This window comes from Aphanizomenon sp. CS-733/32 (assembly GCF_028330045.1).
Classification (GTDB): Bacteria; Cyanobacteriota; Cyanobacteriia; order Cyanobacteriales; family Nostocaceae; genus Dolichospermum; species Dolichospermum gracile.
In genome coordinates, this window is sequence record NZ_JAQMSE010000133.1 from 24857 (window position 1) to 35690 (window position 10834).

Below are 10834 nucleotides of genomic sequence, written 5' to 3' on the forward strand. Positions count from 1 at the left end.
AATCAACAAAGGGGATGGGGACATAGGCAATTTACCTAAAATCCTATCCCCTATCTCCAATTTCTAGCTTTTATTTATCTGAGGGATGAATCTTGAAACAAGCTCCTATGCACGTGCTTTTTATACTAAAATGAACTGTCTGGAATAAGATTTCTAGAATAATTAACCGCAGATAAACGCGGATGAAGTAATCATTTCATGTTTTTATACAGTCTCAATTACAGCTATGTTCGGGTAAATGAACCACATTTTTTGTCTCACGCAGAGGCGCAGAGGCGCAGAGAGGAATCAAGAGTGTGGTCTAAATACATGAAAACTGCTGTAAAATTGGTATTAACTCAAGTTGCTAGTTATCTAGTTGAGATTGGTAATTGCTGAGAAAATCCCCCTTTTCATCCTTTAATCCTGGATATCCTGATAGCGTAGCGTGGCTTTAGCCATTTCTGACAATTTTTCTATTTTTTCTTGCTAAACCAAATGTTATGAAAATCCCACCCCTAGAAAATACAGATAAATACATATCTTTTTTAAAAGTTTATCTGTGTAAATATTAAGTTAATCAGATTTTGCGGAAAATCTATCAATCAATCCAAGCTAAGTATAAAAACTTGGTTATTTTCGGGGAATTAGAATTATTATATTTATTATATCCTGTGGTAATCCTAAATTATTTGTGAGATATTTCTCACTTATTCTCTATTACAGCAAGTTTCTCTGATCTTTTCTGTAGAGACACAAACCCAGCAATAGATCATGCTGTCAATAGTTCCACAAATAATTTTTATTAATTTGCAATATTTTTCTCAAAATCATCATTTTGATGATTAACTTTAAGCAAGATTTGTCATGGCTGTAAACTCCATCTAGCACAAGAATAAAAATGAAAGTCACCCAAAGTAAAATTAACGAACTTCTGAGTGAATCAGGATGCGAACATAATCAAAAGAAACAGGGAGAAAAGAAAAATAAATCCTGTACCCAACAAGCTCAACCTGGTGCGGCTCAAGGTGGTTGTGCCTTTGATGGGGCGATGATTGCTTTAGTTCCCATTACTGATGCTGCTCATTTAGTACATGGTCCGATCGCTTGCGCTGGCAATTCCTGGGGAAGTCGTGGTAGTCTGTCTTCTGGACCCATGCTTTATAAAACAGGTTTTACTACCGATGTGGGTGAAAATGATGTGATTTTCGGTGGCGAGAAAAAGCTTTATAAGGCGATTTTAGAAGTTAATGAAAATTATAAACCTGCGGCGGTTTTTGTTTATGCTACCTGCGTTACAGCCTTAATTGGTGATGATATTGATGCAGTTTGTAAGGTAGCGGCCGAAAAAACTGGAACTCCTGTTATTCCTGTGATTGCTCCCGGATTTATTGGTAGTAAAAATTTAGGGAATCGCTTTGGTGGTGAGGCTTTACTAGAATATGTAGTCGGTACTGCTGAACCGGAATATACCACACCCTATGATATTAATATCATCGGTGAGTATAATATTGCTGGGGAAATGTGGGGGGTTTTAAGTTTATTTGAAAAGTTAGGGATTCGGGTTTTATCGAAAATTACTGGTGATGCTCGGTATGCAGAAGTGCGTTATGCTCACCGGGCTAAATTAAATGTGATGATCTGCTCACGAGCGCTCTTAAATATGGCACGAAAAATGGAGGAACGTTACGGTATTCCTTACATTGAAGAGTCATTTTATGGAATTAGAGATATTAACCGTTGTTTGCGAACTGTGGCTGCTAAATTAGGTGATCCTGATTTACAGGAACGCACAGAAAAACTCATTGCTGAAGAAACTGCGGCTTTAGATATTGCCCTTGCTCCCTATCGAGCCAAATTAAAAGGAAAACGGATTGTTCTCTATACTGGTGGTGTGAAAAGTTGGTCAATTATTTCCGCTGCAAAGGATTTGGGAATTGAAGTTGTGGCCACAAGTACCCGCAAAAGTACAGAAGAAGATAAAGCGAAAATCAAAAATTTGTTGGGTAATGATGGGATTATGTTGGAGAAGGGGAACGCCTCCGAACTCCTAAAATTAATTGAAGAAACTAACGCAGATATGCTTATTGCTGGAGGCAGAAATCAATATACTGCGCTCAAAGCCAGAATTCCCTTTTTAGATATTAACCAAGAACGTCATCATCCCTACGCGGGTTATGTGGGGATGGTGGAAATGGCGCGGGAGTTGACTGAGGCTTTGTATAGCCCTGTGTGGGAGCAAATTCGTCAACCAGCACCTTGGGAGTAATTGTCTCACGCAGAGGCGCTCCAGGCGCAAAGGAAGAAATATCTTGTTAATTCTTGTAGGGTAGGCATCCTGCCTGCCCTTGGACGGGCTAGAAGCCCATCCCACAAGATTGTTAGATGTTCAGAAGTTTATAATTTATGAAAGATTAATTTATGGCGATCGCAATTATTCCAGAAAAGTCTGTGACTGTAAACCCCCTCAAACAAAGTCAGGCTTTAGGCGCTTCTTTGGCTTTTTTGGGTTTGAAAGGAACTATGCCTTTATTTCATGGTTCTCAGGGTTGTACGGCGTTTGCAAAGGTGGTTTTGGTTCGACATTTTCGGGAAGCAATTCCCCTTGCTACTACTGCAATGACGGAAGTTACTACGATTTTGGGTGGTGAGGAAAATGTTGAGCAAGCTATTCTCACTTTAGTGGAAAAAGTACAACCTGAAATAATTGGTTTGTGTACCACTGGGTTAACAGAAACTAGAGGCGATGATATGGAAATGTTCTTGAAAGATATTCGAGAACGTCATCCTGAACTTAATCATTTAGCCATTATTTTTGCTCCTACTCCTGATTTTAAAGGTGCATTGCAAGACGGTTTTGCAGTTGCGGTAGAAAGTATAGTTAAAGAAATTCCTAAAGCTGGGGGAATTAAACCCGAACAAATCACAATTTTAGCTGGTTCTGCCCTCACTCCTGGAGATGTCCAAGAAATTCGAGAAATTGTCACAGCTTTTGGTTTAGAACCAATCTTTGTTCCTGATTTGGGTGTTTCCTTAGATGGACATTTGGAAGATGGTTATACTCCTATAACTGCTAGTGGTACAACCCTCAAACAATTGCGTTCTTTAGGTAGTTCGGCGTTTACCTTAGCATTAGGTGAAAGTATGTTAGGGGCGGCGCAAATTTTAGAGGAACGCTTTGGAACAAGTTATCAAGTATTTAGAGATTTAACAGGATTAGAACCTGTAGATCAATTTCTGCAAAAATTATCTTTATTAAGTGGAAATCCCGTTCCTGAAAAATATCGTCGTCAACGTCGGCAATTGCAAGACGCAATGTTAGATACTCACTTTTATTTTAGTTCTAAAGGAGTATCTTTAGCTTTAGAACCCGATTTGTTGTGGACAATGGTGGGATTTTTACAATCAATGGGAGCAAAAATTCATAACGCTGTCACCACAACTCGTTCCCCTTTATTGGAAGAACTTCCTATCAATAATGTCACTATTGGTGATTTAGAGGATTTTGAAAAGTTGGCATTAGGTTCTGATTTATTGATTGGTAATTCCAACGTCAATACCATCTCTAAACGCCTCTCAATTCCTCTCTATCGTTTAGGTATTCCCATCTATGACCGATTAGGAAATGGTCTATTTACCAAAGTAGGCTATCGCGGTACTATCGAGCTTCTTTTTGGGATAGGAAACCTATTCATAGAACACGAAGAATCAACAATCATGCACCAATGGTCATCAGTAATTAATAGGGAATAGGTGACAGGGAACAGGTGACAGGTGAACCAGCGCGGTCTTGGGGGTTTCCCCCATGAGCGACTGGTGAACCCAAAGGGTGACAGTCAAGAAGTAGATAAAAATTGACTTTTGGTGTTTTACTTCTTCCTTCGCTCTTCCCTCCTTTTCTCCTGTCATCTTCTTAACTCTTCCCTGTCACTTGTTACCTGTAACCTGTCACCTTCTTAACTCTTATCTGTCACCTGTAACCTGTCACCTTCTTAGGAGTATGAAAGTGAAAATTGCCTTTACGACAACTGACCGAATTCATGTTAATGCTCACTTTGGTTGGGCTAAGGAAATTGATGTTTATGAAATTTCCGATAATGGATATGAATTCATCGAAACCCTCAAATTTGAAGGTGATCTCAAAGAAGATGGTAATGAAGATAAAATTACCCCCAAACTACAAGCACTAAATGATTGCACAATTGTTTATGTTGTCGCTATTGGTGGTAGTGCAGCCGCTCGTTTAATTAAGAAGAATGTAACCCCAGTTAAGGCTAAATCTGAAGAGGAAAAAATTGAAGATATTCTCAACAAATTAGTTAAAACCCTCAAAGGTAATCCTCCACCCTGGTTACGGAAAGCCTTAATCCAGAAAAAACCTAGTTTTGCTGAAGAACTTGAAAACGAGACAACAGTATGAGTACAAATGATGTGAATGGAACTGGTAACAATTCAGAGGTGGTTTTAACCCCTTTTCATAAATCATTAGTTCAACAAATCCGGGCGCAAGATAGCTATGGTTTTTACAGAAATTGGACTGATGAATTAATCCTGAAACCTTATATTGTTACTAAAAAAAAGAAACGGGAAATTTCCGTAGAAGGTGAAATTGATCCTGCAACAATTTCTCGCATTAATGCCTTCTTTCGGGCGATCGCATCCAGTATTGAAAAGGAAACCGGACTTATTTCCAATGTAGTTGTTGAATTGGGACATGAAGGTTTCGGTTGGGCTTTAATATTTTCTGGTCGCTTATTATTAACTGTCAAAACCTTACGTGATGCCCATCGTTTTGGTTTTGATTCCTTCGAGAAATTAGACGAAGAAGGCACAAAGTTTATCGAAAAAGGCATTGATTTAGCCAAACGTTTCCCCGAAGTTGGCAATCTTTAATTAGTCAGTGGTCAGTAGTCAGTTGTCATTGGTATTTGAACAACGAACAACTGACAAAGGACAACTGACAAAGGACAAAAAATATGACAATTGAGGAAATCACCAACAAGATTAAAAAGCTAAATAGTAAAGCAGGTCAAATGAAAATGGATCTGCATGATTTAGCGGAAGGATTGCCCACAGACTACCACAAACTGATGGATGTTGCTGCGGAAACCTATGAAATCTATTATCAGTTAGATGGACTCAAGCAACAACTCAAAAAAATGGAGAATTCTAAATGATTACCAATATTGATGAATTCAAAAAGCTCGTAGATGCAGAAGAGTTTTTTATATTTTTCAAACTGCCCTACGACCAAAAATTTGTAAATGTCAATCGTTTACATATTTTGAAAAAGTTTTCTCAGTTCATGAGTCAAATTGATGATACTTATCCCCAGATAGGTGACGAAGAAAGATTAGAGAAATATTGCACAGCTTTACAGCAAGCTTATCAGGTGTTTATAGAATCTACACCCCACGAACAAAAGCTGTTCAAGGTGTTTAATGATAAGCGGAAAAATGTAGTTACCCTGACAGAAATCACCTCAGATTAGGAGTTAAAAAGTGATCAACCTAACGCCTACCGAATTGGAACGCTATAGTCGCCAAATGATGCTTCCTAATTTTGGCGAATTAGCTCAAAAGCGCCTGAAGTCAGCGACTGTTTTGGTGTCAGGTGTGGGTGGATTAGGTGGTACGGCGGCGCTTTACCTAGCAGTAGCGGGCGTTGGGCGGCTAATCCTAGTCCGGGGTGGTGATTTGCGGCTGGATGATATGAATCGTCAGGTTTTGATGACTGATGACTGGGTGGGTAAACCCAGAGTATTTAAAGCCCAAGAAACACTCAAAGCCATCAATCCCCATGTCCAAGTGGACGTGGTTCACGATTACATTACCGCTGAAAACGTGGATGAGTTGGTGCAGTCGGCGGATATGGCTTTGGATTGCGCTCATAATTTCACGGAACGCAATTTGTTAAATGAAGCCTGTGTGCGCTGGCGTAAGCCCATGGTAGAGGCGGCTATGGATGGAATGGAGGCTTACCTCACCACGATTATTCCTGGTGTTACGCCTTGTTTATCCTGTCTGTTTCCAGAAAAGCCGGATTGGGATCGGCGCGGGTTTTCTGTGCTGGGGGCGGTTTCTGGAACTTTGGCTTGTTTGACGGCACTGGAAGCGGTGAAACTCATTACTGGTTTTAGTCAACCGCTGTTGTCAGAGTTGCTGACGATTGACTTGAACCGAATGGAATTTGCTAAACGTCGTTCTCACCGCGATCGCAATTGTCCAGTCTGCGGTAATACTGCCCCTTGGAGATATTCTCAATCTCAAACTGCAACGGTGTAAAGTACCACTTTTTGCAAAGTCCACATCCCAAATCAGAATATTCGCTACAGAATAGGAAACAAAATGACTGTTACTTTAACAGAAAAGGCTGAATTTCGTCTGCGGGCATTTTTAAAAGGTTCTGCAACCGAAGACGCTAAAAAGGGTGTCCGCATCTCGGTTAAAGACGGTGGTTGCAGTGGCTACGAGTATGGCATCGAAATTACCAGTAAGCCTCAACCTGATGATGTCGTATCTCAACAAGGAAATGTGTTGATTTACGTTGATGCTAAAAGTGCGCCTTTATTAGCAGGTGTGGTAGTTGATTTTGTTGAGGGAGTCATGGATAGCGGTTTCAAGTTTTCCAATCCCAATGCAACTGATACCTGCGGTTGTGGCAAGTCTTTTAAAACCAATGATGGTACTCCCACTGGTGTACCTTGCGGACAATAGTTATATAGCAGGTGACAGGGAATAGGTGACAGTGCTAAAAGTCTTTTATTTATCATTAGTTAATGTCCTACCTTCCTTGTCCGTTGCTGTAACTCAAAAACTCACTTCATTCACGTTTGAGGAGAATTGGAAAATGGCAACCTATCAAGTAAGATTGATCAACAAAAAAGAAAATATAGACACCACAATTGAGTGTGATGAAGAAACAAACATTGTAGACGCAGCAGAAGAAGCTGGGGTTGAATTACCTTTCTCCTGTCACTCTGGTTCTTGTTCTAGCTGTGTAGGTAAGATTGTTGAAGGTGAAATCAATCAAGACGATCAAGTCTTCCTAGATGATGAGCAAATGGGCAAAGGATTCGCTCTATTGTGTGTTAGCTATCCTCGTTCTAACTGCACAATCAAAACCCACCAAGAACCTTACCTTGCCTAATACAATATCTGTTAGGGTTTAGCATTACTTAACTCTTTCAATTTTACAATGATGGAGGATGTTTATCGTCTTCCATCATTTCAATTTTGTCCTTTTTATTTTGATGATAAAATGTTTACTCCTTTTACTTTTATGGGTTGTTCTTTAGAATTGCTGAAATCAGGAGATTGTGGCATAGTTACTGTTTGTCAAAGTCAAGATGAGACAATTAGAAAAAAGCTGATATTAATGGGCATTAAAACAGGGAATACGATTACTATAGAACAACAATTTCCAACTTTTGTGATTAAATGTGGTGGTTTATCTATGACTATAGATCGGGAAATAGCACGGGCTATTTATGTGCGGGTAATTGATGGGTGAAAGGATAATTAGTTAGATATTTTGAGTTTCTTAACTTCAGTAAGCAATTTTGCTATTATAATAAATCTAACTACTATACTCTTTACCACTTGAGAATATATGATAGAACAAGAAATACTGAATCGTATTACTACAAATCCCAAAGTAATGGCTGGAAAACCGACAATTAAGGGTACACGCTTAACCGTCGAGTATATTCTTAATCTCCTTGCACATGGTGCAACAGTCGCAGAAATTCTGGAAGAATATGAAGGTTTAGTAGAAGCAGATATTCGCGCTTGTTTATTATTTGCATCTCGCTCTCTAGAAAGTACCAGTTTCATGCCTTTGATTGCGGAGATTGCCTAGATGTGATTTTTAGTAGATGAAAATACAGGTGTGGCTGTCGCTCGCTGGTTACTTGAAAAAGGTCATGAAGTTTTCTCAGTTTATGAACAAGGACGGGGAATAGACGATGACACAATTATTCAAAAGGCTTTTGATGAAAATTGGATTTTAATAACTAGCGACAAAGATTTTGGCGAGAAAGTTTATCGGGATCAGTACCCTCATCGGGGTGTGATTCTTCTGCGTTTGGAAAATGAACGTTCTGCAAATAAAATCTATATTTTACAACAGGTATTAGAGCAGCATCAGGAACAGTTAGCAGATAGTTTTGTGGTAGTCAGTGAAACGCAGATTAGATTTGCCAGGATAAAGTAATTGCTGAGTCGGATATTTCGGATGTTTAAAATTATCGTGCGTTGCACTTTGGGACAACGCACCCTACTGGCTGAAAATCATAACACATATCTGTAGGGGTTTAGCAATGCTAAACCCTTTCATTTTTAACAATGATGGAGGATGTTTATCATCTTTCATCATTTCAATTTTCGCTTCTTATTTTGATAATACAATGTTTATTCCTTTTACTATTATGGGTTGTTCTTTAGAATTGCTAAAATCAGGAGATTGTGGCATAGTTACTGTTTGTCAAAGTCAAGATGAGACAATTAGAAAAAAGCTGATATTAATGGGCATTAAAACAGGAAGTAAAATTACTGTAGAACAGCAATTTCCGACTTTTGTAATTAAATTGGGTAGCTTATCTATGACTATAGATCGGGAAATAGCACGGGCTATTTATGTGCGGGTAATTGATTCCTGACTATATAGGAATCAACCCGGATTCCTATATGTCTTCATTGTAGTTTGGCAATAAACAAAGAAACAAAATCTGCTCTGTTTGTTTTCAGCCTTGATTTAAACCTTAATTAAAATTTATACCCTCTCCCTAGCCAATATTGCCAATCCGCTAATGCTTCTTTGGTGTCTTCATCTGCATCTATAGCTTCAATTTCTGACAACTTGGCTGTAAAAATATCCTCGTCCTTACCACCTGGATAACCCACCTCCACAAACATATCTTTCAGACATTCATCATCAGGAGCCATTCCCAGGACTTCCACTTCTTTTTCTTCCACGACTGAAGACTTCCTACTCTTTTTTTTCCACCTGGCTAAAAAAGGAAAATTGAGAGTATCATCTAAGTAATAATACCAACCCATTGCCCTTTCTTCTTTGTCGTCCGCATCAACAAGAATTTCTGTTTTAATGCGATGTTCCCGTATATCATCAGATTCAGTACTTGGCATAAAATTGGGATATCTAATAAAATATTTAGTATATTATAATGCAATGATTAACGATGGATGTCAACCTCTAATCTTTTATTTTTTGCAACCAAGTACGAAAAGCTCCTAAGAGGTTGTTTGAAAACTTTTTCGTGTGGGATTTGACACCCACAGATCCCCCTAAATCCCCCTTAAAAAGGGGGACTTTGAGGAATTTAGCCCCCTTTTGTAAGGGGGGTTGAGGGGATCTCCATCAATTCTGATACTTTTCAAACATCCTCTAAACAGGCGATCGCTCTTGGGGATAAGTAGGGCGATCGCAACAAAGTGTTCATTTGACCGTTGCCATCCTGTAAATAAATGGAATGTGAGATATAATTGATTTGTCACTCAATCAATCTATATTAACTTGTTATGGATTCTTTCAACCTACGCACAAAAGTTATTACGGAAATAAATCTTGTTCCACCAGATAAATTAGAAGAATTATATAATTTTATTCATTATTTTCGCTTAGGTATAGAAGTATCTCAACCTTCATTTAATAAAAATATGCAGTTTGCTGGATGTTGGAATGATATGTCAGATGAAGTATTTGCTAACTTCAATGAAGAAATAATCACCCGCCGCCACCAAGCATTTTTAGGAAGAAGAAGCGATCGCACTTTCCGGTAAAATACCTTTGAGTCAAGATTAGGAATGATCGCTCTTGGGGATGTGGGAAGTGCGATCGCCTTCCACAAATCAAAAAAGCGATCGCGCTTTGGTGAAATGGCTTTGATGAAAGAAAGGCGATCGCTCTCTTGGTTGTTTCTACCCCACTTTCCCCGTGCAAGAGAGTTTTTCTGCCTGCTAGATTGGTTGTTAGGGGCATAATTGTGATTTATCTTGTGTTCAATTTTCCGTAGATTTTGGTCTCTTGTAAAGAAACTTTAGCATTCCCAATTTGCCTCAATTGTATCTTTTCACACTTCATAGAGTTTTCATGCCTAGATGCGATTTTTGGTAGATGAAAATACAGGTAGTTATATGGTTACGCTGTATAAATGCACCAACACAAATAGTTGAATCTCTACTGCGTTCTGGGGTGGAAGCAATTTGTTCTCTGTCTGATACACCAATTAATCCGGCTTCTGAAGTTGTAGTAACATTGATTTCTCGACGACGTAAACCTAACGCGATCGCATTACTAACACTTTCATCTAAATGAAATTTAATTCTCTCTATCATTGCGTTTTTTCAGTTTTTGTTGCAGAATCGAAGGAGTTTGTGCTTGAATTTCTTGGATTAAAGCCTCTGATTCTGATATTTGTTGCCTAATTTCTTCTCGATGATCATGATAGTATGCTAAAGCGGCATAGACATCAGATAAGGTAATACTAGGATAATGGTAGAGAATTTCATCAGGAGACATTCCCATTTGTTCATGCCAAATCACAATATCCTGAACTCGAATCCGATGTCCAGCAATGCGAGGTTTTCCTCCACAAATACCAGGAGTGATTTCAATATGTTCTTTGATGACGTTGATGGACATAGTATTATCAATAGAATTATCCACTCTAATTATATCACTATTTTATAAGAGGATGTTTGAAAAGTTTCCGGCGATTAGAAATCGCTACTACACAAACAAAGTCCACCTGCGTGGACTAACGAGAAATCAAGGCTTTTGAACCCACGAAGGTGGGTTTCGTCTGTGTAGCTGCGACTTCTAGTCGCCCTTGCAA

Annotated in this window: 17 protein-coding genes and 1 pseudogene; 15 read left to right on the top strand and 3 right to left on the bottom strand. The window is 38.8% G+C overall.

The genetic code is table 11. From position 1 onward, the window contains the following. The first annotated feature begins 880 nt into the window (after positions 1-880). From nifE to PN471_RS10510, 13 genes and pseudogenes are all read left to right on the top strand, one after another. A complete protein-coding gene (gene nifE / locus PN471_RS10450) occupies positions 881-2248 on the top strand; it encodes a nitrogenase iron-molybdenum cofactor biosynthesis protein NifE (RefSeq protein WP_271776797.1) in 1368 nt (455 codons plus the stop codon). Positions 2249-2400: 152 nt separating this feature from the next. After that, positions 2401-3732 (top strand): nitrogenase iron-molybdenum cofactor biosynthesis protein NifN, encoded by a 1332-nt coding sequence (gene nifN / locus PN471_RS10455; RefSeq protein ID WP_271776798.1) that lies wholly within the window; start codon positions 2401-2403, stop codon positions 3730-3732. 247 nt (positions 3733-3979) lie between these two features. Beyond that, positions 3980-4399 (top strand): nitrogen fixation protein NifX, encoded by a 420-nt coding sequence (gene nifX, locus PN471_RS10460; protein WP_193895938.1) that lies wholly within the window; start codon positions 3980-3982, stop codon positions 4397-4399. Continuing rightward, positions 4396-4872 carry a NifX-associated nitrogen fixation protein gene (locus PN471_RS10465; RefSeq protein WP_271776799.1) on the top strand — a complete coding sequence of 159 codons (477 nt, stop codon included), beginning with the start codon at positions 4396-4398 and terminating at the stop codon, positions 4870-4872. The genes nifX and PN471_RS10465 overlap by 4 nt, the downstream gene beginning before the upstream one ends. Positions 4873-4955: 83 nt before the next feature. Then, positions 4956-5156, top strand: a complete 201-nt coding sequence (locus tag PN471_RS10470; protein WP_271776800.1) for a CCE_0567 family metalloprotein — start codon at positions 4956-4958, stop codon at positions 5154-5156. Beyond that, entirely contained in the window at positions 5153-5470 is a 318-nt protein-coding gene (nifW, locus tag PN471_RS10475) for a nitrogenase-stabilizing/protective protein NifW (protein ID WP_271776801.1), read from the top strand. Before PN471_RS10470 ends, nifW begins: the two co-directional genes overlap by 4 nt. A gap of 10 nt (positions 5471-5480) precedes the next feature. Continuing rightward, positions 5481-6263: a HesA/MoeB/ThiF family protein gene (locus PN471_RS10480; RefSeq protein WP_193895944.1), complete on the top strand. Its 783-nt coding sequence runs from the start codon at positions 5481-5483 to the stop codon at positions 6261-6263. A 63-nt stretch (positions 6264-6326) separates the two neighbouring features. Further along, complete coding sequence (locus PN471_RS10485; protein ID WP_096665208.1) at positions 6327-6695, top strand: HesB/IscA family protein; 369 nt, start codon at positions 6327-6329, stop codon at positions 6693-6695. Positions 6696-6828: 133 nt separating this feature from the next. After that, positions 6829-7128, top strand: coding sequence for a 2Fe-2S iron-sulfur cluster-binding protein (locus tag PN471_RS10490; protein ID WP_168644125.1), 300 nt, complete (start codon positions 6829-6831; stop codon positions 7126-7128). Between the two features lie 48 nt (positions 7129-7176). Then, the gene (locus tag PN471_RS10495) at positions 7177-7491 is read left to right on the top strand and encodes a FeoA family protein (RefSeq protein WP_334311910.1); all 315 of its coding nucleotides are present in this window, start codon (positions 7177-7179) and stop codon (positions 7489-7491) included. A gap of 99 nt (positions 7492-7590) precedes the next feature. Further along, entirely contained in the window at positions 7591-7839 is a 249-nt protein-coding gene (locus PN471_RS10500) for a DUF433 domain-containing protein (protein ID WP_271776802.1), read from the top strand. Between the two features lie 18 nt (positions 7840-7857). After that, positions 7858-8193, top strand: a pseudogene (locus tag PN471_RS10505) (DUF5615 family PIN-like protein); the annotation flags it as partial. 193 nt (positions 8194-8386) lie between these two features. Continuing rightward, a complete protein-coding gene (locus PN471_RS10510) occupies positions 8387-8638 on the top strand; it encodes a FeoA family protein (protein WP_271776803.1) in 252 nt (83 codons plus the stop codon). 106 nt (positions 8639-8744) lie between these two features. Here PN471_RS10510 and PN471_RS10515 read toward each other — a convergent pair whose 3' ends face one another. Next, the gene (locus tag PN471_RS10515; RefSeq protein WP_271776804.1) at positions 8745-9125 is read right to left on the bottom strand and encodes a calcium-binding protein; all 381 of its coding nucleotides are present in this window, start codon (positions 9123-9125) and stop codon (positions 8745-8747) included. A gap of 393 nt (positions 9126-9518) precedes the next feature. Between PN471_RS10515 and PN471_RS10520 the strand changes: the two genes are divergently transcribed. Both PN471_RS10520 and PN471_RS10525 read left to right on the top strand, forming a co-directional pair. Beyond that, the gene (locus PN471_RS10520; RefSeq protein ID WP_271776805.1) at positions 9519-9779 is read left to right on the top strand and encodes a hypothetical protein; all 261 of its coding nucleotides are present in this window, start codon (positions 9519-9521) and stop codon (positions 9777-9779) included. Between the two features lie 24 nt (positions 9780-9803). Continuing rightward, complete coding sequence (locus PN471_RS10525; protein ID WP_271776806.1) at positions 9804-9980, top strand: hypothetical protein; 177 nt, start codon at positions 9804-9806, stop codon at positions 9978-9980. 96 nt (positions 9981-10076) lie between these two features. On the opposite strand, the gene PN471_RS10530 is transcribed toward PN471_RS10525, so the two are convergent. Next, a complete protein-coding gene (locus PN471_RS10530) occupies positions 10077-10334 on the bottom strand; it encodes a hypothetical protein (protein ID WP_271776807.1) in 258 nt (85 codons plus the stop codon). Beyond that, entirely contained in the window at positions 10318-10641 is a 324-nt protein-coding gene (locus tag PN471_RS10535) for a DUF433 domain-containing protein (RefSeq protein WP_039200978.1), read from the bottom strand. The genes PN471_RS10530 and PN471_RS10535 overlap by 17 nt, the downstream gene beginning before the upstream one ends. Positions 10642-10834: the final 193 nt, after the last annotated feature.

Coding starts and splice junctions, on each gene's coding strand:
- nifE (WP_271776797.1), top strand. CDS start 881: ATGAAAGTCACCCAAAGTAAAATTAACGAACTTCTGAGTGAATCAGGA.
- nifN (WP_271776798.1), top strand. CDS start 2,401: ATGGCGATCGCAATTATTCCAGAAAAGTCTGTGACTGTAAACCCCCTC.
- nifX (WP_193895938.1), top strand. CDS start 3,980: ATGAAAGTGAAAATTGCCTTTACGACAACTGACCGAATTCATGTTAAT.
- PN471_RS10465 (WP_271776799.1), top strand. CDS start 4,396: ATGAGTACAAATGATGTGAATGGAACTGGTAACAATTCAGAGGTGGTT.
- PN471_RS10470 (WP_271776800.1), top strand. CDS start 4,956: ATGACAATTGAGGAAATCACCAACAAGATTAAAAAGCTAAATAGTAAA.
- nifW (WP_271776801.1), top strand. CDS start 5,153: ATGATTACCAATATTGATGAATTCAAAAAGCTCGTAGATGCAGAAGAG.
- PN471_RS10485 (WP_096665208.1), top strand. CDS start 6,327: ATGACTGTTACTTTAACAGAAAAGGCTGAATTTCGTCTGCGGGCATTT.
- PN471_RS10490 (WP_168644125.1), top strand. CDS start 6,829: ATGGCAACCTATCAAGTAAGATTGATCAACAAAAAAGAAAATATAGAC.
- PN471_RS10495 (WP_334311910.1), top strand. CDS start 7,177: ATGATGGAGGATGTTTATCGTCTTCCATCATTTCAATTTTGTCCTTTT.
- PN471_RS10500 (WP_271776802.1), top strand. CDS start 7,591: ATGATAGAACAAGAAATACTGAATCGTATTACTACAAATCCCAAAGTA.
- PN471_RS10510 (WP_271776803.1), top strand. CDS start 8,387: ATGTTTATTCCTTTTACTATTATGGGTTGTTCTTTAGAATTGCTAAAA.
- PN471_RS10515 (WP_271776804.1), bottom strand. CDS start 9,125: ATGCCAAGTACTGAATCTGATGATATACGGGAACATCGCATTAAAACA.
- PN471_RS10520 (WP_271776805.1), top strand. CDS start 9,519: ATGGATTCTTTCAACCTACGCACAAAAGTTATTACGGAAATAAATCTT.
- PN471_RS10525 (WP_271776806.1), top strand. CDS start 9,804: ATGATCGCTCTTGGGGATGTGGGAAGTGCGATCGCCTTCCACAAATCA.
- PN471_RS10530 (WP_271776807.1), bottom strand. CDS start 10,334: ATGATAGAGAGAATTAAATTTCATTTAGATGAAAGTGTTAGTAATGCG.
- PN471_RS10535 (WP_039200978.1), bottom strand. CDS start 10,641: ATGTCCATCAACGTCATCAAAGAACATATTGAAATCACTCCTGGTATT.